Genomic DNA, 21,010 nt, shown 5'->3' with positions numbered 1-21,010 from the left:
GGCCACCTCATGAACGCTACTGGCAGACAAACACTCTTCAATCAGTGATTGCTTGAGTGCTAGGTTGTATTTCGTCATGGAACACCCTCCCGAGGGGTCAGGTGTCCAACATTCGGGGGGCAGTTCATGTAAAAGCGGAACCATAGGAGGCCGTTACCGCAAAAATGGATATGTACTCGGCCTAATCCAACCTCCCGGTCGGCACCACAGGTGCAACGTCGCACCACAGTAGTGTAGATACCTATGCCGCGATGCCTCGATGCCGCCCTGGAGATCGTGATCGCGAGCAAGCTTTGCTCCTACGGTGATTTGTGCGATTTGGGTGCGCCGGGCCCGGCACCTTGTTTGCCCCACATTTGCACTGCGAACTCGACAAAACAGCGCAGCTTCGGCAAGCGATAGCGGTCCGGTGCGTAGACCAGGTTCATCGGCCGGCGGGGCAGTTGATAGTCACGCAGCAGCGCCACCAGCTTGCCGTCTTGCAGGTCCTGCTGCACCAGCGCATCGGGCAGCATGACCACGCCCATGCCGGCGCGGGCGGCCTGGTGCAGGCCGGGTGCACTGTTGATCATCATCGGCCCGCTGACCGGCACCAGCACCTCGCCTTCGGGCCCGGTCAGTGGCCATTGTTTGCCCACCGCGCTCCAGTCATCGCCGACAGGGTAGGCGTAGGTCAGGCAGGCGTGGTGGCTCAGTTCGGCCGGCGTGCGGGGCACTCCCCGGCGCTCCAGGTAGGACGGGGCGGCGCAGATGGTCAGGGTGAAGTCCATCAACGGCCGCGCGATCAGCCCCGATGGCTCGGGGGTGCCCAGGCGAATGGCGGCGTGGACGCTGTTGTCGATCAGGTCCACCACCTGCTGGCTCAGCACCACATCGACGCGGATTTGCGGGTATTGCTGCGTGAACAGGTGCATGGCTGGCGCCAGGCATTCGGAACCGAAGCTCGGTGGGGCGGCAATGCGCAGTATGCCCTCGGGTTCGTCCTGCACGGTTTCGGCGAGCCGTTCGCTGTCCTGCACCAGCCCCAGTACCTCCAGGCACCGCTCGTAGTAGGCCGCGCCAAACTCGGTCAGGCGCTGGCGGCGGGTGGTGCGGTTGATCAGGCTGACGCCCAGGCGTTGCTCGAGGGCGCGCAAGTGGTTGCCAACCATGGTGGTCGACAAGCTGCATTGGCGGGCGGCGGCGGTCATGCTGCCAGTCTCGACCACTTTGACGTACACCGTCATGGCCAGGAATAGGTCCATTATCAATTCCAGCTTCAAGATGATTGAAGTTTCAGGCTGTTTATCCAGCTCAGGTGGCTAACGATACTGCAAAAACACCGAACCCTGCTGGAGCACGCTGCCATGACCGCCACCCACCTGATGAGTACCTACCAACCCCTGGCCCTGAGTTTTGCCAAAGGCCTGGGGACCCGCCTGTGGGACCAGGCCGGTCGCGAGTACCTGGACGCGGTGGCGGGTGTGGCGGTGACCAACGTCGGCCACTCGCACCCACGGCTGGTCAGCGCCATCAGCGAACAGGCCGGCCTGTTGCTGCACACCTCCAACCTGTACAGCATCGACTGGCAGCAGCAACTGGCGCAAAAGCTCACCCAGCTGTCAGGCCTGGAGCGGGCGTTCTTCAGCAATTCCGGGGCCGAAGCCAATGAAACCGCGCTGAAGCTGGCGCGCCTGTACGGCTGGCAAAAAGGTATCGAGCAGCCCTTGGTGGTGGTCATGGAAAACGCCTTTCACGGCCGCACCCTCGGCACCCTGTCGGCCAGCGACGGCCCGGCGGTGCGCCTGGGCTTCGGCGCTTTGCCGGGGGACTTCCTGAAAGTACCGTTCGGCGACCTCGCCGCGCTGGATCAAGCGCACCAGGATCACGGGCAGCGCATCGTGGCCATCCTGATGGAGCCGATCCAGGGCGAGAGCGGCGTGCAACTGGCGCCGCCGGGCTATCTGAGCGCGGTGCGCGAGCGCTGCAACCGGCGCAATTGGCTGCTGATGCTCGATGAGATCCAGACCGGCATCGGTCGTACCGGGCAATGGTTCGCCTTCCAGCACGAGGGTGTGGTGCCGGACGTCATGACGCTGGCCAAGGGCCTGGGCAACGGCGTGCCGATCGGCGCGTGCCTGGCCCGGGGCAACGCTGCGCGGCTGTTCACCCCAGGCAGTCACGGCAGCACTTTTGGCGGCAACCCGCTGGCCTGCCGGGTGGGTTGCACGGTGCTGGAGATCATCGAGGAACAAGGCTTGCTGGACAACGCCAGGCGCCAGGGCGAACGCCTGTTGGCACGGCTGCACGCCGAGCTCGATGGCCTGGCGAACGTGGTAGCGATTCGTGGCCAGGGCTTGATGATCGGGATCGAGCTGAGCCACTCGATCCGCGACCTGAGCCTGATCGCCGCCCGCGATCATGGCCTGCTGATCAACGTCACCCGGGGCAAGACCATCCGCCTGCTGCCGCCCCTGACCCTTGATGAGCGGGAAGTGGAGATGATTGTGCGTGGGGTGTATGGGGTCTTGAAGGCGTCGTGAACACGCCGCGGCGCCTAGCGGTCGGATAGCTCGCACAGCGAGGGCGCGTCAATGATCTTGATGTATTTGCCCTGCGCCTGGATCAGGCCTTGCTGCTGCAGGAAGGTGAATGTGCGGCAGGTGGTCTCGGTGGCGATCCCCAGGTAGTTGGCGATTTCCTGGCGGGTCATGCTCAGGCGAAACTGATGGGCCGAGTAGCCATTGGCGTGAAAGCGCACTGAGAGATTGATCAGGAAAGCCGCCAGGCGCTCCTGGGCATTTTTCTTCGCCAGCAGGCGCATCATGTTCTGATCGTCGCGAATCTCGCGGCTCATGATGTGAATCAACTGGCGGCGCAGCTTGGGGATCTTCTCCAGCAGGTTTTCCAGCTGGTCGAAGGGGATTTCGCACACCGTGGTGGTTTCCTGGGCCTGGGCCGTTGAGGTGTAGGCGTTCAGGTCCATGGCGGAGAAGCCGATCAGTTCGCCCGGCAAATGAAAACCGATGATGTGTTCTTCGCCGTTGCTGGTGAGGCTGGAGGTTTTCAGGGTGCCGGAACGAATCGCGTAGATGGAGGTAAAGGGGTCGCCCTGGTGGAACAGGTAGTCCCCTTTGCGCAACGGGCGTTCGCGTTTGATGATCTCGTTCAGCGCGCTGATGTCCTGGCTGTTGAGCGCCAGCGGCAGGCACAAGGCGGCTAACTTGCAGCTTTGACAATGCAGCGGTTCGGCGTGCTTGAGGGCGACAGAATTGAGCATGTTTTAGCCTTGAAAGAATCGTCGGGCGTCATCGAGGGGCACAGTCGCGCCTGGCGGGCGCCCGTTTACGCGCGCCCGTTGATCAGTGACGGTGGATTGGCTTTTATCCGGCCTACAGCAAGCGATAACGATTACGTCGCACGTCCTCGACCCGCAGTTGCACACGCTCTTTGGAGGTGCCGAGCATGATCAGGGTGTGGGCCGCCAGGGTCAGCGTCGACTCGAGCACTTCGGGGACGACCTCGGTGGCACCGGCCGTTTTCAACTCGAGGGTCTGGCTGTCGTCCTGGGTGCGCACGATGATTTCGATGGTGCTGTTGATCTGGCGCACGGCGTGGGTAATGGCCATTGCCGCATCCGGGTCATTCACCGCGATCACCACCAGGCGGGCGCGACTTATCCCCAGGGCGGTGAGCAGCTCCAGGCGCCGCGAATCACCATAGTGCACATGCGTGTGCTCGGCGCCGTGCTGGATCTGCGCCGGGTCGTCATCGACCGCGACAAACCGATAGTGCTCACCCTGCAACACACGGCCGATGGCCTGGCCGACGCGACCGTAGCCACAGATGATCACGTGCCCCTGCAGTTCCTGGCTTTGCTGGGCGATTTCATCCATGTTGACCGCATCGTTCGGCGCCCGGTGCAGGCGCTTGGCGATGGCCGGCGCGACCCGCAGCATCAGCGGGGTGACCACCATCGAGCAGAAGGTCGCGGTCAGCAACAGCCCGCTCAGCTCCTTGGACACCAGGTTGTTGGCTTGCATCTGTGTCATCAGGGCAAAGCAGAACTCGCCACCCTGGGCCAGGGCCAGGCCGCTGCGCCAGGCGGTTTCGCTGTTGCTGCCAGTGAACCGCAGGATCAGGGCGACCACCACACCCTTGGTCACCAGCAGCGCTAGGGTCAAGCCGACAATCAGCAAGCCGTGGCTCTGGAAGATTTTCAGGTCGATCAGCATGCCGATACTGACGAAAAACACCCCGAGCAAAATATCCCGGAATGGCCGGATGTCGGCCTCGATCTGATGGCGATAGCTGCTTTCACCCAGCAGCATGCCCGCCAGAAATGCCCCGAGTGCAGGTGACAGTCCCAGCAGATGGGTCAGCCAGGCCGTCAGCATCACAATCACCAGGGCCAGCAGCACGAACAGCTCGGCGGAGCGCGAGGCCGCGATCTCGTCGAACAGCTTGGGCAACAGCCAGCGACTGATCAGGAACAGGCCGACAAACAGCACCACGGTCTTGCCCAGGGTAATCGGCAGGGCCCAATACCAGGCTTGTCCGGACGTCCCGGAAAACACCGGCACCATGGTCAGCAGCAGGACAGCGATCACGTCCTGGAACAGCAGCACGCCAATGGCGTTCTGGCCATGGGGGCTGAAGACCTCGCCCAGGCTGGTCAGCTCTTTGCTGACGATGGCCGTGGAGGACAGCGCCAGGCCGGCCCCCAACAGGACCGCGGCACTGGGCTGCACGCCCGCCATGTACAGGGCTCCGCCTAACAGCACGCTGGAGACCAGCACCTGCAGGCTGCCCAGGCCGAATACTACTTTGCGCAGGGCGAGCATTTTCGACAGCGAAAACTCCAGGCCCAGGGAAAACAGCAGGAACACCACCCCCAGCTCCGCCAGGTAGGGCAGGCCTTCGGAGTCACTGACCCAACCCAACGCCTGTGGCCCGACCAGCAAGCCGACACACAGGTAGCCAAGGATCGGTGGCAGGTTCAAGCGCCGGAACAGCGCAATGACCACCAGCGATGCCGTAAGAATAATTAAAATATCTCTGAGCATGGGTCGTTCTCTGAGTGATTGCACAGCGTGTCGGGCAGATGGGCAGTCGCGGTGTGGCACAGAACATTCAAGGTGCAGCAAGGGTAGTCCAGCGCTGGCTGGAGCGCGAAGCCGGTGTGCGACGCAGGGCTGTTTACCGGCTGACGCGCCCCCGACCAGCAGGCCGCCGAGCGGGTTCTGGTGGTCTTGCATTAGGGGCGCGCCAGGCCTGGAGCGTCAATCGCGGCAGGGGCCAAATAAGCATTATTGATAAACTGATAACCCTGTCGGCGCAGGCTATGGCGCTAGCGCACAGGCCTTTCGCCCAGGGCTTCGACCAGTCGCAACAGATAGCCGTCGGGGTCCTGCACGATCAATTCACGCTGGCCGACCTCCACTTCACCCGAGCGATACCAGGCATCGGCAAAGGGACGAAACAGCGGCCATTGCACAGCGGCCAGGCGGGCCAGGATCGGCTCGACGCGATCCACCGTCATCTGGAAATTGATCCCGCGGCCAAACGGCGCTTGCAGTGCGCCGGTGTGCCATTGCCCGTCGTCCTCGGCGATGTACTGTTCGAGCATCACTTGCACGCCGTCGAAATCCAGGTAGGCAAAGCCTTCTTCGCGGCGTTCGTAGGCGATCTGAAAACCAATCAGGTCGGTCCAGAACGCCAGGCTCTGCTGGATGTCGCTGACCGTCAGTTCGGGGACCATCTTGTTCCGTGTGAGCATACGTATCCTTCGTAGACCTAGTGAGTACTGCGTTGGTGTGGGGCCGTGGTCAATCGACCGTCGGCGCCACCATCCGGGTTTTTTCTGCGCCATTGGCGTTGTGCTGGTAGATCGCTTGCGGCTGGCCCTGCTGATTGAAAAACACCTGGCCGATGCCCGCCGAATTCCACAGGCGTTCGCCGGCTTCTGCGTGCTCGGGCACATGGGGCACCACCTGCATGCGCCGGCGTTTGGTCAGCCAGTTCAGCGGCGAGCGCGGCGAGTACAGCCAGCGGTTGAGGCGGTCGAACCACTCCAGCAGGCTCGGCGGAAATTCATTCTTGATGCCGCTGCTGGTGATTTGCCAGATCCGTGGCCCGGCGGTGCGATGCCGGATCAGCACCTCGTAGACGAACGAGTAATGCACATCGCCGGAGAGGATCACGTAATTGCCGGGCGTGCGCGAGTGGCGAAAGATGTTGAGGATCACCTGCGCTGCGCCACGGTGGGCCATCCAGTTTTCCGCGTCCACCAGCAGCGGGTAGCCGCACCAACTGAAGACTTTCTGCACGGTTTCGATCAGCTTGACGCCGAACACCGGCGCCGGCGACACGATGATGGCGCAAGGGTGGTCGAGCAGTTCCTGCTGCAATTCGCTGAGGGCTTCCCAGTCCAGCAGGCCCGAGGGCTGCTTGAGGTTGAACTCACTGCGCCAGCGCCGGGTGCGGGTGTCGAGCACCACCAGTGCCGGGGTGGTCGGCAGCACGTAGTGCCATTGCTGGAATTTCAGCAGGTCGCCGATCAATTCATCCTGGGCGCTGTTGTCCAGGTAGCCGTCCTGGGGGTTGAGGCCGCGGGTTTTTTCCAGCAGCGCGGTGAAGGCATCCGGGTTGTTACCCCAGCCCTGGCACAGCATGTAGGCGAGCAGCGCGTTGCCGATGATGCGCTTGGAGAACGGATGGCCGTAGGCGGTTTCCTCCCACTGGGCGCTGAGGTTCCAGTCGTCGGTGATGTCGTGGTCGTCGAAGATCATCAGGCAGGGCAGGTGGGCAAACACCCGGGCGACATTGCCCAGCCCCTGCTTGAAGCCATCGATCCGGGTCTGTTCCAGGGCGTAGCGCTCGCGGCGCTCGGGTGTCAGCACCGGTGGCTGCGGGTCGATCAGGGTCCAGGCGGTCGGGCCCCAGACCAGCAGGTACATGGCCATGACTTCGGCGAAGGTCACCAGGTGATTGTCGGCGCTGCTGCTGGTGAAGATCGGCTTGCGCGCACCGCCGAAAAACCGTTCGCGCAGGCTGTCGTTACTTTCCAGTGCCGGCAGCAGGTCGGCGCGATGGTAGTAGCTGGCCGGGTGCTGGTAGAGCGCGGCGCTGTCTTGCACCACTGCGCCGTCCAGGTGTTCGCCGTATAGCCCCAGCCGTTCGATCAGAGCATGGATGGCCCGCAACATCGGCCCGGCGACATCGTCGGCGTAGACCTGGTCGCCACTCATCATCAGCAGTGCCGGGCGCTGGCTCGGCTCGTGGGCCGTCGCCAGCAACTGGTCGACGCAGAGCAAGCCGTCGTTGGCCGGATGATGGGGTTTGCGGCACGAGCCGTGGAGCAGTTGATCGATGCGGCTGCGCAGGACGAAGTTCGGCGATTGTGCCTGGTCGTAGAGCAGGTGCGGGGCCCACTGGGCAATGCCGACCAGGCTGGCGTCGTCCTCGCGGATCAACAGGTCGTAGTCGATGTTGATGTCCTGGGGCAGGGCGCTGTCCAGGTGGATGTCGATCAGGTGGACAAAGGCATGGGTGCCGACCGGGATGACCTGGCAGCGGGTCGCATCGAGCACCAGGTCGCCCACAGGCGCCAGGCGCAAGGTCAGCGCCAGCTCCCGCGAGCCTACCAGCCACAGCACCAGGCGCGTCGGTTCCAGGCGCCGCAACAGCGGGCCGACCAGGACGGCGGGCAAGGGTGTGGAGGGGGTGGACTGCGGTGCTGGCGTGGACATCCGGGGCGAAGCTCCAGGGCAAAATTAGCCGGCGATGATAACCCAACTTGAACACGACCCCTGTAGCAGCTGCCGTGCTCAGTTCATTGCCTGGCGCGCCGGCAGCTCCTGGCCTTGCTCCACCGGCAGCGCTTCGCCCTGGGCGATGATCCAGCGCAGCAGGGCAGTCACCGAGACCCGGTGGCTGCGCTCGACCCACTCCACGCCTTCGGGGCGGTAGAGTTCGATGTAGCGGCTGAGGATCAATTCACGCTGGTCTTCCGACAACCGCAGGCTGGTCTCGCTGCAGTGCAGGCCGGTGTTGGCGCGCTTGACCAGGCGTTGCTCGAGCATCAGCGACGGGCTGTTACGTGGCATCGGTTGGAGCTTCTGTGCAGAGATCGTCGTGCAGCCCGGACGCGCCGCGTTTGCCGTTCTGGACAAAGTCCGCGCGTTTTTCGGCGCTGACGTCACGCAGCGCACTGTACGGGTCCGGCAGGGCTTGCAGGGCGTCGGTCAGCGGCAGCGCTTCGGCGCGCTTGTCGATGGTGCCACCGACACTGGCCACTGTCGTCAGGGTCTCGACGGTATCGCTATGGTCGCCGAACGGGTTGATGGCCACTGCCAGTACCTTGCCTACGGCATCGCGACTGTTGGCGGTCCCGAGCACTGGGACTTCGACGATCGGCCCGTCCGGGATGCCCCAGACGCCGAAGGTCTGGCCGAAGTCCGAGCTGTGGCGCGGGATTTCCAGGGAGTCCGAGACATCGATCACCCCCAGCAGGCCGGCGGTGCTGTTGAGGGTGAAGCGCCCCAGGGTGTTGAGCGAGCGCTGGCCATTGCCCTGCAACAGGTCGTTGAGGAACACCGTCGGTTCGTTGAAGTTGGTCGTGAAGTTGTGCATGCCCAGCTGGAAGAATTCCGGCGTGTAGCCGTAACCCCGGGCGACCGGCGCGACGGCGTACTCGTCAATCACCTGGTTGAAGGCGAAGATCCCGCGGTTCACCGGCTCGGCCGGGTCATACAACGGGTAGCTGACTTGCGCGCAGGTCATCGGGTTATCGGTCGAGGTGCGACTGGAGCATCCGTACAGATAGGTCAAGCTCAACAGCAGTGCGGCATTGCGAAACAGTGCAGGGGAGCGCTTGAACAAAGGCATGGCGAACAGTCTTCGTAGAAAAGGAGCTTGATCCTGGCAGCTGCGCCTTGCACAAAGATGTCTGGTTTTTTACCGCTGCGTCGCTTTGTGACCAGGATGAAATAAATGACGCGGCGCGCCGAATGGTTTTAGATATCCGCACTATCAGTCGTTGAGTGATGCCCGCCGGTGAGCCATCTTTTGATCGTGGACGACGACCTTGAGGTCCTCGATCTGCTGAGTAAGTTTTTTGTCCAGCAAGGTTATGACGTGGCCGTGGCCACCGACGGCGTCGCGCTGTGGGCGGCTATCGAGCAGCAAATGCCGGACCTGATCATCCTCGACCTGATGATGCCCGGCGACAACGGCCTGACCCTGTGCCAGCGCCTGCGCCAGCAATACACCACGCCGGTGATCATGCTCACCGCCATGGGCGAGCTGAGTGATCGGGTGGTGGGCCTGGAAATGGGCGCCGACGACTACCTGAGCAAACCTTTCGACGCCCGCGAACTGCTGGCGCGGGTGCGCGCGGTGTTGCGTCGGGTGGGTGAAGTTCGGCCGTTGACCGGCCAGGTGCCGCATCCGCTGATCAAGTTCGCCGACTGGCAACTGGACCTCACGCGCCGCGAACTGCGCTCGCCGGACCAGGTCATGATCCCGTTGTCGGCCGGCGAGTTCGACCTGCTGCTGGTATTCGTCGAACACCCGCAGCGCATCCTCACCCGCGAACTGCTGCTGGACCTGGCCCGTGGGCGTACCCATGAAGCCTTCGACCGCAGCATCGATGTCCAGGTCAGCCGCTTGCGGCGCAAACTGGAAATCGACAGCAAACGCCCGGAAATGATTCGCACCGTGCGCAACGGTGGTTACCTGTTCACCCCCAGCGTGACCCGCCAATGAAGGGCTGGCGGGCTGGCTGGTGCCTGCGCTCGCGGGACACCGTGACGCGCTGGATCGCCCTCACCACCATCCTGGCGATGCTCACGTCGCTGGGCTTCTACGCTCTGTTCACCCAGGTGGCCGGGGTGTGGGCCTATCCACCTTTGACCGAGACCGGGCTGCTGGAAAAACTTTCCTCCCTGAGCCGGGTCATTGCCGCTTCCGAGCCCGCGCAACGCCCGCAACTGGCTGCTGCCGCCAGTGACAGTAGCCTGGGAATCCGCTGGAGCCAAAGCCATGCGGCCCTGGGCCTGCCGGTAACCCCTGAGGCGGCCACCCGGGCCAACACGGCGAAGGCCCACCAACTGTTCAACAGCCAGCACCTGGAAGCCTATCAACCGACGGACTGGCCACAACAGGACGGCCAGTACGCCATGGCGATGCAACTGAGCGACGGTTCCTGGCTGATGTTCAGCATGCCTTCGCGCAGTTGGGGCCTGGAGCATTGGGCGCGCAACCTGATCGTGATCGCCCTGGTGTTGCTGTCCACTGGCCTGGTGGCGCTGATCGCCACCCGCCGCCTGGCCCGGCCGCTGCAGACCTTCGCCCAGGGCGCGCGACGCTTTGGCGTGGACTTCCGTGCGCCGCCGATCAAGCCGCTGGGGCCGCTGGAAATCCGCCAGGCGATCCTCGCGTTCAATGCGATGCAAGCCCAGTTGCAGCACTTCATCAAGGACCGCACGCAGATGCTGGCCGCCATCTCCCACGACCTGCGCGCACCACTGACCCGCATGCGCCTGCGCGGCGAGTTCATCGACGACCCGCAACTGCAGGCCAAGCTGTTCCGCGACGTCGATGAGATGCACGCCATGATCAACTCCAGCCTGGAATTCTTCCGCGACAACGCCCGTCTCGAAGAGGCCACGCCGTTCGATCTGGCCGAACTGCTGCAAACCCTGATCGACGATTACCGCGACCAGTCCATCGACATCCCCTTCAGCGGCCCACCGCGCCTGGCCTACCTCGGCCGGCCGCTGGGGCTCAAGCGGGTGATCACCAACCTGCTGGAAAACGCTCTCAAATACGCCAGCGAACCGGCCATTGAACTGCGCAGCCACGACGACCACGTGACCATCCGCGTCCTGGACCGCGGCCCGGGCATCCCCAAGGAAAGCCACGAACAGGTATTCGTGCCCTTCTATCGCCTGGAAGGCTCGCGCAACAAAAGCACCGGCGGCGTCGGCCTCGGCCTCTCGGCTGCACGGGCGATCGTGCTGGAACATGGCGGCGAACTGACCGTGAGAAACCGCAAGGTCGGCGGGCTGGAGGCGCGGGTGGTGTTGCCGGTGTTGGAGGGGTAGGCAGAAGTCATGCCCCTTTGATGATTTTGACTGTTCGCACATTTTGCATACGCCCACCCAACCTGTGGGAGCGAGCCTGCTCGCGATAGCGGTGTGTCAGGCACAGTAGATGTTGAAGGCCCCACAATGATTTTTGCTGTTCGCAGATTTTGCGTACACCCACCCAAAAACGCGCTGCCGGGTTATTGGGCGCTGGCCAAGGCTAGTCTCAAGTCGCGGACCACCGCCGCCTCGACCTCTCCATCCACACCCCCCTGCAGAAACGCCCCACAGCTCGCCGAATGTTCGCCATCCGTGGCCCGATAAACCGCCACCACACTGCCGGGCCCACCGCCGGTATGCCCACACAGTTGCAAGCCCCCCGAGATCGCGCCGCTCATGACCCCCAGGCCATAACCGGCAGACTCCCAGGGCCGGCCAGCTATTGGCCCGCCTAACTGACGCAGGGTCTGCATTTGGCTCAACAAGTGATCCGGCAACAACTGCCCGGCCAGTAGCCGATCAAGGAAGGTCACGGCCTGCTGCAGCGGTCCGAGCAACAGGCCGTGATAGACCCACGCCGGATCGTAGCCCGGGGCCATGTCTTGCAGGTCGCCGGGCACTCTGGCGAGCCGTACCTGGACGATATCCAAAGGCGCCAGCGCCCGCTGGATCAGCGCCTCTTCCAGCGCCAGGCCGGTGGTACGCTCAATCAACCGGGCGATATACAGGTAGCCGACATTCGAATAGCCCCAGCCACTGCCCGGCGCATAACGCAGCCGGGCAGCGTCCAGGCGTTGCAGCATCTCCTCGGCCGACCACGCGGTTTCATGCCGGGCAACGGCTGCGTGGTACTCCGCCAGTTCGCCGTAGTCCGCCAGCCCGGCCTCATGCCGCAGCAATTGGCGCAAGGTGAACGGACCTTCCTCGACCGGATCGTCAAGAGCCACCAGGCCATCGCGCACCAGGGTCAGCGCCGTGGCCGCCAGCACGGTTTTACCGAAGCTCCACCAGGGCACGCTGACCGGCTCGGCAGCGGGGGCGAGGGGCAGACCGTTGTTTACCGTGCAGGACATCATCAAGGGTGTACTCATCCATGGGGACCTTTGTTTGTGTGAAGCGCCACAGCTCAATCAAGCCGGGCTATTTTGCGTGAAGTAGCGACTCGGTGCCTGCCCCAGCACCCGCCGGAAAACCCCGGTGAACGCACTCGGGCTGCTGTAGCCCAGATCGGTTGCCACCCGCGTCACGGTCTCGCCATTGCCCAGGCGTACCACGGCCATCAACAGGCACGCCTGCTGGCGCCATTCGACAAAGCTGATTCCGGTCTGCTCGCGAAACAGCCGGGTAAAGGTGCGGCGGCTCATGGCGACCTGGCGACACATGTCGTCGATCCCGATCGCCAATGACGGCTGCTCCAGCAGCTTGCTGCAGGCCTGGGCCAGGCGCGGCTCACTGGGCAGCGGCGCATTGAGCGACAGCGGCTGCATGTCGGCGATTTCGTGCAGCAGCAGGTTCATCAGGTGGCCGTCCCGCTGGTCCTCGGCGTACAGCGCCGGCACGTCCATGGCGCGGATCAACAGTTGGCGCAGCAGCGCCGACACACCAAACACCTGGCAGTGCGCCGGCAGGCCGAGCCGTGTGGCGGCGATGGGGCGGATGTAGCTGTTGAGCATGGTCACCGGCCCGTGCATGTGCATTTCGTGGGGCACATGGGCCGGGACCCAGACGGCCCGTTGTGGGGGCACCACCCAGTTGCCCTGGTCGGTGAACACCGTGATCACCCCGCAGGCGGCGTAGGCGAATTGCCCGCGTTGATGGCTATGCCGAGCGAAGTGCAGGCCGTCGCAATAGTCGTTGGCAGTCACCACGGCGTCGCGGGGCGTGTGTTCGTAGGGATCGATATCAATGTCGCGCATGGCCCAAATCTACCGATCAATGACCTGATAGTGCAAGCGGGCCGTGGCGCTCATTGTCCATAGTGTCGGCCTCATTTTGTGGAATGGCCGAGCATGCAAAACAAACACCTGATCCTCGCCGTGTTGGTGACGGCGGTCTGGGGTCTGAACTTTCCGGTGACCAAGCTGGGCCTGGCGGCGATTGATCCGCTGTTGCTGACGGCCCTGCGCTTCACCCTGGCAGCGTTGCCCTGGGTGTTTTTTGTCCGCCGTCCACCGATCGCCCTGGGCTGGTTGGCGGCCTATGGCCTGATTTTTGGGGTGGCGATGTGGGCGTTGATCAACCTGGGCATCGAGCTTGGGGTGCCGCCCGGGACGGCGGCACTGTTGGTCCAGTTCAGTGCCTTTTTCACCCTGGGCTGGGGCGTGCTGCTGTTTCGCGAGCGCTTGCGTCTCGGCCAGTTGGTGGGCGTGGGGCTGGCCGTGGTGGGCTTGCTGTGCATCATCGTCAACAGTCCTGGCCAGGCCACGACCCTGGGGTATGCGCTGTTGTTGGTCAGCGCATTCAGTTGGAGTGTCGGTAACGTCATTATCAAACAGTCGAAAGTGCGTGAGATGTTTGCCTTTGTGGTGTGGGCCAGCCTGTTTCCGCCGATTCCCTTGTTGTTCCTGACCTGGCTGGCCCATGGCTCGGCGCCTTTTACCGGGCTGGTCCGGCACTTCGAGTGGCTGGCGCTGTTTTCCCTGCTGTTCCAGGTCTACGCGGCGACTCACTTCTGTTACTGGGGCTGGAACCTGTTGCTGCGCGAGTATCCGGTGTCGAGGGTGGCGCCGCTGTCGTTGCTGATCCCGGTGTTCGGGGTTGCCGGCTCGGTGCTGATGCTGGGCCACCGAGTGGATATCAATGAAGGACTGTCGATCCTGTTGATACTGGCAGCGCTGGTGGCGGGGTTGATCCAGGGCCGCCGACCGCAGCCCAGGACAGCGGCGACCGTTGAACACAAATAATCAACAATTGACCTCGATTTTCCGAGGCCTGTGCCAAGCTGATGGGGTCCCCCAATGGGTCATCACCCCCAGGAAGCCCACACCATGACATCCACGCATTCAGCGCACGTGCGCCGTGAGTTCTACAAAGCCGTCGGCTTCTACTTTCGCGTCGTCTGGCCGATTTTCTCCATCCTGTTTTTGCTGATCGTGGTGTGCGGCCTGATCATCAGCTACCTGGAGGGCTGGGCGCCGTTGGACGGCATCTACTTCGGCTTCGTGACCGGCTTGACCATTGGTTATGGCGAGCTGGTGCCCAAGCTGGGCGTCTCGCGGGTGCTGGCCATTCTGCTGGGGTTCAACGGTGTGCTGATGACCGCGATATTCGCGGCGATCAGCGTGCGGGCGATCGAAGTCGCAGTACGCGCGTCGGGCAAGGACGAGTAGGGCGCGCCAGGGCCCTCACTGAATGTCTTTCAGGTAGTCCCTGAGCGCCAGGAGCGGAACCTGCATCTGCTCCAGCGTCTGCGCCTGGCTGAACTCCGCGGCCAGGCGCTGCAGCTCACGGCCCATGGGTTTGTCCGCCCCGCCCAGGGCCGCCAGCGCCAGGCCAACGCAGGTCGCCACTTTCAACTGGATCGCCGCCACATCACCACGGCGCACCAGCAACTGGAAAACCTCCCGCTGATAGTCGTCCATGATCGGATCGTCACGCAGGATCGGGCTTTGACCTTCGCTCTCGTGAACCAGCTTGAGGGCGAAGAGGGCGACGGTTTCCAGGGGGCGGTCCATTGGGGGTGGGTCCTTGTGCGGTGGTGTGGGTCACTTTTCTACGGGCGAAAAAAGACCTTGATAAACAAGGTCTCTTTTTAACTGGCTGGCCGATTATATCTCAGGGGTAGAGGATTGCAGCCAGCGCGACTCAGGCAATCAGCTCGACTTTACCGGTTGCCAGGCGATAGATGCCGCCGACGATTTTCAGATTGCCCTTGTCCAGTGCATCGCTCAGCAGGGGAGTGGCTTTCTTCAGGCGCTCGACCGAGTTTTTGACGTTTTGCACGGTGGCGTTTTCCACCAGTTCCCCTGGTTGCTTGAGCACGCTTTCGATAGAGGGCTTGAGTGCGTCCGTCAGTTTCGGGATGTGCCCGGGGAACACCGTGTGATCCTTGACGGCTTTGATACCGGCCTCGATAGCGCCGCACCGCTCATGCCCCAAGACCAGGATCAGCGGTGCCCCCAGCACCGCGACACCGTATTCAAGACTCGCCAGACCTTCATCGGTAACGAAGTTGCCCGCCACGCGTATGGCGAACAGATCGCCGCGTGCGGTATCAAACGCGTACTCGGGTGCGATGCGCGAGTCAGAGCAACTGAGGACTGCCACGAAAGGGTTCTGGCCGGAGACCAAGGCTTCACGTTCGTCCTTGAAGTCGTGGGTTTCGGAGTTGCCGCTGACGTAGCGCTCATTGCCGGCCATCAGCCTTTTGAGTGCCTCATCCGGGCTGATGACGTTTTTCGGTTTGGGCGGTGCGGAGGTTGCCTCGGCGGCCTGAGCAAGCCTGGGCAATGCACCGGCCAGTAGCAGGGTGCCGGCGCCCAATCCGGCAAGACGAAGAAAATGACGACGAGTGTTCACTTTTGAAACGGAGCCTGAATCGCATGATTCACACATGATTGTGTACTCAGTTCAATTCGGTGGGAATGACAGCTTAGGGGAGTGCCTGCAGGGACCTGCGGCACTGGAGTGATGAAGTCTAGTCGGTCTGTGTGGGTGCGGTTGGCGCCGCTGGTTTCAGATACGGCGCTATGCCGAGGGCTGTCCCTCAGTGTTTATGCCGATGATGGATATCAGGAAAGTGCGGGTGGCTATGGAGTATGGGGGCGTGTTTGTGCACATGGCTATGAGGCTCAGATGCATCCCACTCAAAGGCGTGTTCATGTTGATGGTGCTCGTCGTGAACGTGCTGATGGTCATGTGTCTGCGGATCGTGTTGATGTTCGTGTGAATGACTCTCGGTGAGGTGGATCCAGACTCCAATCCCCATCAGGCCCGCAGCACCCCAAAACTCCCATGACACGGCTTCGCCCAGAAACAGAATTGAAATAGCTGCTCCCAAGAAGGGGGCGGTAGAGAAATACGCGCCGGTCCGAGCTGTTCCCAGTCCCCGCAAAGCCAGCACGAAAAGCACCAGGCTCACGCCGTATCCCAGGAAACCTACGAGGAGGGTGGGGGCGAGCAGAAACCACTCGGGGAGATGCATGCCAAGCGCAACCCCCAGGGTGCAATTGACCACCCCGGCGACCAATCCCTTGATACCTGCAATGAACAAGGCGTCCGATGCTGAAACCTTCCGAGTAAGGTTGTTATCGACGGCCCAACAAAGACATGCGATTGCTACTGCTGCCGGGCCAACCCAGCCATTGCTCTGTGCTGAAGTTTGCGGCCAGCCCAGCATTACGCCGCCTGCCACTATCGCGATCATTCCAACGACGATCCGCCTATCAGCGTTCTCCTTGAACACCATCCACGCAAGTAGTGCGGTCAACACGGCCTCAAGGTTCAGCAACAGCGAAGCGGTAGTGCCAGAGGTAAGGGTCAGTCCAAACATCAACGACACCGGCCCCAGCACCCCGCCGAAAACAATGGCGCCAATCAACCACGGCCATTCGGATGCAGTTAAACCGACAGGCTGCCAGCCGCGATCACGGATTAACCGACTGATCGTCAAGCCCAAGCCGCTTCCCAGGTACAGCAACCCGGCGAGCAAGACTGCAGGGACGTCCAGTCCCAGAACCTTGGCAAGCGGTGTGCTGGCACCAAATAGCGCGGCGGCGCCCAAGGCGTAGAAAATGCTTCTGGTCATCATCCGATCCGTAGCGAGGGTATCGATGGCAAACACGATACTCGTCGCAATCGGATAGCGCATTGAATCGTGGCGGGGGCGCTGAAAAGCTGGCGGGGGCCCTGAGGGTTTCTCAAGAGCAACTGCGTTGGACTTCATATCAGTTTAATGAACAACATCAGACGGCTCGCAAACGCCGCAAAGATGACGATACAATGAGACACATTCTCATCAATGCCGTTTGCTTACCATGTCGAAGACGTCGCCCAATGAAGAGCTGATGACTGCGCTGACCCTTCACTACGATTCGCTGGTGGAGTACATCCGGCTTCGTTTCAACGGCAAACACTTTGCTCGTGATCTTGTTCACGACGTTTGTATCCAGATTCTCGAAAAGCCGCCCCAGGAAAAAGTCGCACTGCCTTTGGCATTCCTGCGCAAGATGAGTTTCAACCGCGCCATCGACCGCATCCGCGCCGAGCGCACTCGCAGCCTGTATGTTCTGACGCACCAGTCACCGGAAGAGGGAATGGACAGTTGGGACGGTGCACGGGCAGTCGAATTCGAACAACACGTGCATGCCCTGCTGGCAATCATCGAGGCGCTGCCGGCGCGCCAGCGCCAGGTATTTTTGCTGCACCGTATCCATGGCATGCCGCAACGTGAAATTGCCGATGAGTTGGATATTTCCCTGAATATGGTCACCCAGCATTTTGGCCGTGCAATGGCCGCCATCATTCTGCGCTGGGAGCCTGCACGCCGGCTTGTGCGGCAACAGAAGCAGGTGAAAACATGAATCGGCCGGACACGCTCGACAAAAAACGCCGCCCCGACCTGGACGATCCGTTGCAACCGTTTGCCGAAGCTTTGCGCGAGCGCGTTCCGTCCAGGGAGGCCTTGCTGGCCGAAGGCAAGGCAATGACTGACAGCCGCCGTAAACGCAGGAATGCGGCTTGCGGCGGCCTTCTGGTCCTGGCTCTGAGCAGTGCCGTGTGGTTACTCGACCCCGCCTGGCACACCGAAGATGTTCAGGTCGCACTAGGCCAGCGGCAACAGCTTGAATTGGCCGACGGTAGCCGCGTCGAGTTGAATTCCGGCAGTCACTTGATCATTGAGAAGCGCCTGCGCAGCCGCCAATTGGAACTGCGTCACGGCGAAGCGCTGTTCACCGTCGTGCATGCCGACACGCCCTTTATCGTGCGCAGCCAAGGCGTCAGTGTCCGGGACATCGGTACGGTATTTGATGTGCGCAGTGATGCTCGTGGCGTGGACGTGGCTGTAATCGAGGGTGCCGTTGAGGTCAGCAGCAATCGTTCTGCAGCCGTCAGACTGAACGGCGGCCAGCAACTGCGGGCGTCATCGAGCCACTTGGGCGACGTGCGGCCAGTCAATGTCGCGGCCCTCACTGCCTGGCGCCAGAACAAGTTGCGCTTTGACGGCACCCCTTTGAGCGAGGTGATCGCGGACCTTCAGCATTACCGTAGCAAACCGTTGCGGTTGGCAGATGCGCAGGTCGGCGAATTGCGCCTCTCCGGCGAATTTGACAGCAACTCGGTCGAAGCGCTGATCGGCCTGCTGCCATCGATCCTGCCAGTAAGCCTCGCGCGCGCGGCCGACGGCAGCATCACTTTCAGTAAAGCTCGCTGATAAAAATACCGTCCTTTAAACAAATGAGAATTATTTCCAGATCAACCTCAACATCTGGCTCGGCCCATACGCCAATCCCATGAAGAACGCTTTTATCGACTGTTCGAATGGGGAAATCATGGGTAAGAACACGTCATCGCTTCGCCTGAGCTTGCTCGCGAGCGGCCTGATACTGGCAGGCACCGTCAACGCACAAGGCCCTGTTTATTCGCTGGATATCCCGGCACAGGCGCTGGATAAATCACTGAACGCGCTGGCGGCGCAGACCGGGAGCCGAATACTGTTCGCCACTGACGTTGCCGAAGGTCGTCAGGCGAGCGCCCTGCATGCGCAACTGAGCGTTGAGCAAGCGCTGGAGCGTATCGTTGGTAACACCGGCCTGGTGGCGCAAAAAACCGCTGATGGCAGTTACCTGATTGCCGCTCCCTACCAGGGCGACGCCCTGGAACTGGGTGCTACCACCATTCAGGGCGCCGGTTTGGGCATCAATACCGAGGACACCCGCTCATACACCACGGGCGCCGTAAGCATCGGTAAAAGCGAGCGTCCCCTCAAGGATATTCCACAGAGCATTACGGTACTCACCGCCCAGCGCATCAAGGACCAGAACATCCAGACCCTGGATGACGTCTACAACGTCCTGCCCGGCGTGATCACCTACGGCTATATGGTGGGGGACAACCAGCCTTACGCCCGCGGTTACCAGATCGACAACTACCAGATCAACGGCATTCCGCTGCCCAACAGCAACAGCATTACCTCGCAGAACTGGGCTGACCTGGTGCCCTACGAACGCGTTGAATTCCTCAAGGGTTCAGCCGGCTTGTTTCAGGGTGCCGGTTCGCCGGGTGGTGCCATCAACCTGGTGCGCAAACGTGCATCAGCGGACTTCCACCTCGGCACCACCACATCCGCGGGGCGTTGGGACAATTATCAACAACAAGTCGACGTCCAGGGTCCGCTTAACGAAGACAAGAGTGTTCGGGGCCGTTTGGTAACTTCCTACGGCGATCGTGGGTACTTTTATGACAACGCCAAGACCGAGCGGTCTTCGACCTATGGCGTCCTGGAGTTCGACCTGTCGCCACAAACCCTGATAAGCACCGGTTTTTCCTACCAGAACGTGAACAATCGTGGGGTGATGGACTTCGGCCTTCCAGCCTACAAGACCGGTGCGAACATTGACTGGAAACGTTCGACCAACCTGAGTTCGCCATCGGACTACAACGATGTGGAAACCACTCAGGTGTTCCTCGAAGCCAAGCACCAGCTCAACGACGATTGGCGGATGAGCCTGACCACCAACTACACCAAAATGAATCTGGACACCATTTACAGCAACACCGGCGGCCTGATTGATCCGCTGACCCATGGCGGTGGCTACAACTGGGCGGAAAGCCGTTCGGAAAACAACTATCAGTACAACACCGACGCGTACCTCAACGGGCACTTCGAACTGTTCGAACGCCGCCACGAAGTCATCCTCGGGGCCAACGCCACGCACGCCAAGCGCGACTCTGGTCGCTATGACACCCAGTGGTATGCGGAAACGGAAAACATTCCGAACATCCTCGAATTCATCCCGCCAGAATATGATCGCCTGGCCCGCTACCGCACCGTTAAGTCGACGCTCGACCAGCAGGGCGTCTATGGTTCCTTGCGGATGAACGTGCTTGATCCACTGGACGTCATCATCGGTGCCCGCGTCAGTTGGTGGGATTACAGCCAGGACCAGATCGCCGAGCCAAGCGGCGTCTCTAAACCCACCGGCCAGAAAACCAATGCCAAGGTCGTTCCCTTCTACGGGCTGGTGTATGAACTGACGCATAACTGGTCGGCGTATGCCAGCTACGCCGAAATCTTCTCCCCACAAACCGACTACATGACGTATGCCGGCAACACCTTAGCCCCACGCTCTGGAGAAACCTACGAGTTGGGTCTCAAGGGCGAGTTTTACGAGGGCGCACTCAACACCTCGTTCGCGATCTACCAGACAAACTTCAATGGCCGGGCACAGATCGACCAGTCTTTTCCCTCGCCGTGCTTTAGCCCGTACACCACGCTTTGCTATATCGCCGGAGGCAAAGTCCGTTCAGAGGGGTTTGAAGCCGAAATCAACGGCCAGGTCATGACTGGGTTGCAACTCAGTGCCAGCTACACCTACACCCGCAGTCGCTACCTGGAAAATCCCGACGATGTCAGCCTGGAAGGTCGCAGTTTCCTGACCCAGATGCCCGCTCATGCGGCGCGGGTGTGGGCCAACTACACACTGCCTGACGAATTCGCCAAGTGGCAGGTAGGTGTCGGCACGCGTATTCAGAGTGGAACCTACATGCTGGGCAGCGGTGTGAAGCACGAAGGTTCGGGCTACGCCCTCTACAATGGCCGTATAGCCTACGACATCAGTAAAAACGTGAACCTGTCGATGAACATCGAAAACATCTTCGACCGTGTCTATTACGCTCAGACCGGGCCAGTAGAGTCGCAAAACTACTATGGTGCACCGCGAAACATGACCTTTACCCTGCGCACCAGTTTCTAGAATAGCGTCTCGCAAACTTCAACCGCG

General features: G+C 61.7%; 20 protein-coding genes. 8 read left to right on the top strand and 12 right to left on the bottom strand.

All coding sequences use genetic code 11. The features are described from left to right. Positions 1 to 299: 299 nt before the first annotated feature. Positions 300 to 1,244 carry a LysR family transcriptional regulator gene (locus CKW24_RS06105; RefSeq protein ID WP_095166120.1) on the bottom strand — a complete coding sequence of 315 codons (945 nt, stop codon included), beginning with the start codon at positions 1,242 to 1,244 and terminating at the stop codon, positions 300 to 302. 102 nt (positions 1,245 to 1,346) lie between these two features. Between CKW24_RS06105 and CKW24_RS06100 the strand changes: the two genes are divergently transcribed. Further along, the gene (locus tag CKW24_RS06100; protein WP_095166118.1) at positions 1,347 to 2,522 is read left to right on the top strand and encodes an aspartate aminotransferase family protein; all 1,176 of its coding nucleotides are present in this window, start codon (positions 1,347 to 1,349) and stop codon (positions 2,520 to 2,522) included. 14 nt (positions 2,523 to 2,536) lie between these two features. On the opposite strand, the gene fnr is transcribed toward CKW24_RS06100, so the two are convergent. From fnr to CKW24_RS06070, 6 genes are all read right to left on the bottom strand, one after another. Further along, positions 2,537 to 3,259, bottom strand: coding sequence for a fumarate/nitrate reduction transcriptional regulator Fnr (gene fnr / locus CKW24_RS06095; RefSeq protein WP_095166116.1), 723 nt, complete (start codon positions 3,257 to 3,259; stop codon positions 2,537 to 2,539). Between the two features lie 112 nt (positions 3,260 to 3,371). Further along, positions 3,372 to 5,045, bottom strand: coding sequence for a monovalent cation:proton antiporter-2 (CPA2) family protein (locus CKW24_RS06090; RefSeq protein WP_095166114.1), 1,674 nt, complete (start codon positions 5,043 to 5,045; stop codon positions 3,372 to 3,374). Positions 5,046 to 5,329: 284 nt separating this feature from the next. Further along, entirely contained in the window at positions 5,330 to 5,758 is a 429-nt protein-coding gene (locus tag CKW24_RS06085) for a VOC family protein (RefSeq protein WP_095166112.1), read from the bottom strand. A gap of 49 nt (positions 5,759 to 5,807) precedes the next feature. Next, complete coding sequence (locus CKW24_RS06080; protein WP_095166110.1) at positions 5,808 to 7,730, bottom strand: alkaline phosphatase D family protein; 1,923 nt, start codon at positions 7,728 to 7,730, stop codon at positions 5,808 to 5,810. A gap of 78 nt (positions 7,731 to 7,808) precedes the next feature. After that, the gene (locus CKW24_RS06075) at positions 7,809 to 8,087 is read right to left on the bottom strand and encodes a hypothetical protein (RefSeq protein ID WP_095166109.1); all 279 of its coding nucleotides are present in this window, start codon (positions 8,085 to 8,087) and stop codon (positions 7,809 to 7,811) included. Further along, positions 8,077 to 8,868: a VacJ family lipoprotein gene (locus CKW24_RS06070; RefSeq protein ID WP_095166107.1), complete on the bottom strand. Its 792-nt coding sequence runs from the start codon at positions 8,866 to 8,868 to the stop codon at positions 8,077 to 8,079. The genes CKW24_RS06075 and CKW24_RS06070 overlap by 11 nt, the downstream gene beginning before the upstream one ends. Positions 8,869 to 9,036: 168 nt before the next feature. On the opposite strand from CKW24_RS06070, the gene CKW24_RS06065 reads away from it, so the two are divergent. After that, positions 9,037 to 9,747, top strand: coding sequence for a response regulator (locus CKW24_RS06065; RefSeq protein WP_095166105.1), 711 nt, complete (start codon positions 9,037 to 9,039; stop codon positions 9,745 to 9,747). Further along, positions 9,744 to 11,087 carry an ATP-binding protein gene (locus CKW24_RS06060; RefSeq protein WP_095166103.1) on the top strand — a complete coding sequence of 448 codons (1,344 nt, stop codon included), beginning with the start codon at positions 9,744 to 9,746 and terminating at the stop codon, positions 11,085 to 11,087. Before CKW24_RS06065 ends, CKW24_RS06060 begins: the two co-directional genes overlap by 4 nt. A 182-nt stretch (positions 11,088 to 11,269) precedes the next feature. Here CKW24_RS06060 and CKW24_RS06055 read toward each other — a convergent pair whose 3' ends face one another. Both CKW24_RS06055 and CKW24_RS06050 read right to left on the bottom strand, forming a co-directional pair. After that, positions 11,270 to 12,145 carry a serine hydrolase gene (locus tag CKW24_RS06055; protein ID WP_095166101.1) on the bottom strand — a complete coding sequence of 292 codons (876 nt, stop codon included), beginning with the start codon at positions 12,143 to 12,145 and terminating at the stop codon, positions 11,270 to 11,272. 54 nt (positions 12,146 to 12,199) lie between these two features. Next, positions 12,200 to 12,985 (bottom strand): helix-turn-helix domain-containing protein, encoded by a 786-nt coding sequence (locus CKW24_RS06050; RefSeq protein WP_095166099.1) that lies wholly within the window; start codon positions 12,983 to 12,985, stop codon positions 12,200 to 12,202. A 93-nt stretch (positions 12,986 to 13,078) separates the two neighbouring features. On the opposite strand from CKW24_RS06050, the gene CKW24_RS06045 reads away from it, so the two are divergent. Further along, complete coding sequence (locus CKW24_RS06045) at positions 13,079 to 13,972, top strand: EamA family transporter (protein WP_095166098.1); 894 nt, start codon at positions 13,079 to 13,081, stop codon at positions 13,970 to 13,972. An 84-nt stretch (positions 13,973 to 14,056) separates the two neighbouring features. Further along, a complete protein-coding gene (locus tag CKW24_RS06040) occupies positions 14,057 to 14,398 on the top strand; it encodes a potassium channel family protein (protein WP_095166096.1) in 342 nt (113 codons plus the stop codon). A gap of 15 nt (positions 14,399 to 14,413) precedes the next feature. Here the strand turns inward: CKW24_RS06040 and CKW24_RS06035 are convergent, their stop codons facing one another. The 3 genes from CKW24_RS06035 to CKW24_RS06025 form a co-directional block, all read right to left on the bottom strand. Further along, a complete protein-coding gene (locus tag CKW24_RS06035) occupies positions 14,414 to 14,743 on the bottom strand; it encodes a hypothetical protein (protein ID WP_095166094.1) in 330 nt (109 codons plus the stop codon). 130 nt (positions 14,744 to 14,873) lie between these two features. After that, positions 14,874 to 15,623: a carbonic anhydrase gene (locus CKW24_RS06030; RefSeq protein WP_095166092.1), complete on the bottom strand. Its 750-nt coding sequence runs from the start codon at positions 15,621 to 15,623 to the stop codon at positions 14,874 to 14,876. A gap of 151 nt (positions 15,624 to 15,774) precedes the next feature. After that, positions 15,775 to 16,815, bottom strand: a complete 1,041-nt coding sequence (locus CKW24_RS06025) for a DMT family transporter (protein WP_095166150.1) — start codon at positions 16,813 to 16,815, stop codon at positions 15,775 to 15,777. 259 nt (positions 16,816 to 17,074) lie between these two features. Between CKW24_RS06025 and CKW24_RS06020 the strand changes: the two genes are divergently transcribed. From CKW24_RS06020 to CKW24_RS06010, 3 genes are all read left to right on the top strand, one after another. Continuing rightward, complete coding sequence (locus CKW24_RS06020; protein WP_095166148.1) at positions 17,075 to 17,590, top strand: RNA polymerase sigma factor; 516 nt, start codon at positions 17,075 to 17,077, stop codon at positions 17,588 to 17,590. Then, entirely contained in the window at positions 17,587 to 18,441 is an 855-nt protein-coding gene (locus tag CKW24_RS06015) for a FecR family protein (RefSeq protein WP_177440593.1), read from the top strand. The genes CKW24_RS06020 and CKW24_RS06015 overlap by 4 nt, the downstream gene beginning before the upstream one ends. A 118-nt stretch (positions 18,442 to 18,559) precedes the next feature. After that, complete coding sequence (locus CKW24_RS06010; protein WP_159987272.1) at positions 18,560 to 20,983, top strand: TonB-dependent receptor; 2,424 nt, start codon at positions 18,560 to 18,562, stop codon at positions 20,981 to 20,983. Positions 20,984 to 21,010: the final 27 nt, after the last annotated feature.

Source organism: Pseudomonas sp. Irchel 3H3 (genome assembly GCF_900187635.1).
GTDB lineage: Bacteria > Pseudomonadota > Gammaproteobacteria > Pseudomonadales > Pseudomonadaceae > Aquipseudomonas.
This window is presented reverse-complemented; position numbering and strand designations above follow the sequence as displayed.

Excerpts from the sequence above, each read along its gene's own strand:
- CKW24_RS06105 (WP_095166120.1), bottom strand. The coding sequence starts at position 1,244 with ATGGACCTATTCCTGGCCATGACGGTGTACGTCAAAGTGGTCGAGACT.
- CKW24_RS06100 (WP_095166118.1), top strand. The coding sequence starts at position 1,347 with ATGACCGCCACCCACCTGATGAGTACCTACCAACCCCTGGCCCTGAGT.
- fnr (WP_095166116.1), bottom strand. The coding sequence starts at position 3,259 with ATGCTCAATTCTGTCGCCCTCAAGCACGCCGAACCGCTGCATTGTCAA.
- CKW24_RS06090 (WP_095166114.1), bottom strand. The coding sequence starts at position 5,045 with ATGCTCAGAGATATTTTAATTATTCTTACGGCATCGCTGGTGGTCATT.
- CKW24_RS06085 (WP_095166112.1), bottom strand. The coding sequence starts at position 5,758 with ATGCTCACACGGAACAAGATGGTCCCCGAACTGACGGTCAGCGACATC.
- CKW24_RS06080 (WP_095166110.1), bottom strand. The coding sequence starts at position 7,730 with ATGTCCACGCCAGCACCGCAGTCCACCCCCTCCACACCCTTGCCCGCC.
- CKW24_RS06075 (WP_095166109.1), bottom strand. The coding sequence starts at position 8,087 with ATGCCACGTAACAGCCCGTCGCTGATGCTCGAGCAACGCCTGGTCAAG.
- CKW24_RS06070 (WP_095166107.1), bottom strand. The coding sequence starts at position 8,868 with ATGCCTTTGTTCAAGCGCTCCCCTGCACTGTTTCGCAATGCCGCACTG.
- CKW24_RS06060 (WP_095166103.1), top strand. The coding sequence starts at position 9,744 with ATGAAGGGCTGGCGGGCTGGCTGGTGCCTGCGCTCGCGGGACACCGTG.
- CKW24_RS06055 (WP_095166101.1), bottom strand. The coding sequence starts at position 12,145 with ATGATGTCCTGCACGGTAAACAACGGTCTGCCCCTCGCCCCCGCTGCC.
- CKW24_RS06050 (WP_095166099.1), bottom strand. The coding sequence starts at position 12,985 with ATGCGCGACATTGATATCGATCCCTACGAACACACGCCCCGCGACGCC.
- CKW24_RS06045 (WP_095166098.1), top strand. The coding sequence starts at position 13,079 with ATGCAAAACAAACACCTGATCCTCGCCGTGTTGGTGACGGCGGTCTGG.
- CKW24_RS06040 (WP_095166096.1), top strand. The coding sequence starts at position 14,057 with ATGACATCCACGCATTCAGCGCACGTGCGCCGTGAGTTCTACAAAGCC.
- CKW24_RS06035 (WP_095166094.1), bottom strand. The coding sequence starts at position 14,743 with ATGGACCGCCCCCTGGAAACCGTCGCCCTCTTCGCCCTCAAGCTGGTT.
- CKW24_RS06030 (WP_095166092.1), bottom strand. The coding sequence starts at position 15,623 with ATGTGTGAATCATGCGATTCAGGCTCCGTTTCAAAAGTGAACACTCGT.
- CKW24_RS06025 (WP_095166150.1), bottom strand. The coding sequence starts at position 16,815 with ATGACCAGAAGCATTTTCTACGCCTTGGGCGCCGCCGCGCTATTTGGT.
- CKW24_RS06020 (WP_095166148.1), top strand. The coding sequence starts at position 17,075 with ATGACTGCGCTGACCCTTCACTACGATTCGCTGGTGGAGTACATCCGG.
- CKW24_RS06015 (WP_177440593.1), top strand. The coding sequence starts at position 17,587 with ATGAATCGGCCGGACACGCTCGACAAAAAACGCCGCCCCGACCTGGAC.
- CKW24_RS06010 (WP_159987272.1), top strand. The coding sequence starts at position 18,560 with ATGGGTAAGAACACGTCATCGCTTCGCCTGAGCTTGCTCGCGAGCGGC.